Source organism: Streptomyces alkaliterrae (assembly GCF_007097205.2).
GTDB classification, from domain to species: Bacteria; Actinomycetota; Actinomycetes; order Streptomycetales; family Streptomycetaceae; genus Streptomyces; species Streptomyces alkaliterrae.
Window position 1 is genome coordinate 1 of record NZ_VJYK02000631.1, and the last position, 916, is coordinate 916.

Annotated in this window: 1 protein-coding gene; it reads right to left on the reverse strand. The window is 71.4% G+C overall.

All coding sequences use genetic code 11. From position 1 onward, the window contains the following. Window positions 1-91 precede the first annotated feature (91 nt). Window positions 92-916: ABC transporter permease (locus FNX44_RS27215; protein WP_438948052.1), on the reverse strand; the 825-nt coding region annotated here is incomplete at its 5' end.

A 916-nucleotide genomic window follows, 5' to 3' on the forward strand; every position in this document is an offset into this window, starting at 1 on the left:
GGTGCGGGGGCCGGGCGGTGGTCGGGGTCGTCGAGCCAGAAGGGGACGGGTCGGGCGCCGGCCAGCGCGGCGAGCGCCGGGTCGGTGCGGGTCATGCGTGCCTCCTGCGGCGGTTGGCGGTGATCTGCCCGACCAGGACGATGCCGACGGCGATGACGAACATGGCCGTGCCGATCACGTTGACCTGGACGGGTACCCCGCGCTGGGCGGCGCCCCACACGAACATCGGGAAGGTGACGGTGGAGGGGCCGGCGTTGAACTGGGTGATGATGAAGTCGTCGAAGGACAGGGCGAAGCTGAGCAGCGCGCCGGCGGCGATGCCGGGGGCGGCGAGCGGCAGGGTGACCCTGAGGAACGTCTGGAGCGGGCCCGCGTAGAGGTCGCGGGCGGCCTCCTCCAGGCGGGGGTCCATGCTGGCGACGCGCGCCTTGACGGCCACGATCACAAAGCTGAGGCAGAACATGATGTGGGCGATGAGGATCGTGGTGAAGCCGAACTCGACGCGCATGTTGAGGAAGAGTGTGCCGAGCGAGGCGGCCATGACCACTTCCGGCATGGCCATCGGCAGGAAGATCAGCCCGTTGGCGGCGCCCTTGCCGCGGAAGCGGTGGCGGGCGAGGGCGAAGGCGGCGAGGGTGCCGAAGAGGGTGGCGCCGACGGTGGCGAGCCCGGCGATCTTCAGGCTGAGGGCGAGTGAGCCGCACATGTCGGCGACCCCGCACGGGTTGGCCCAGGCGTCGGTGGAGAACTCGCGCCACTCGTGGTTGAAGCGCCCGGTGGGCTTGTTGAACGAGAACAGCAGCACCACGAGGTTGGGCAGCAGCAGGTAGACGAGTGTGGCGGAGCCGGCGAGGACGACGGCGTTGCGCCGCAGCCAGGCGAGCGGGCCGCCGCGGCGGCCCGGTCGCCTGGCTGC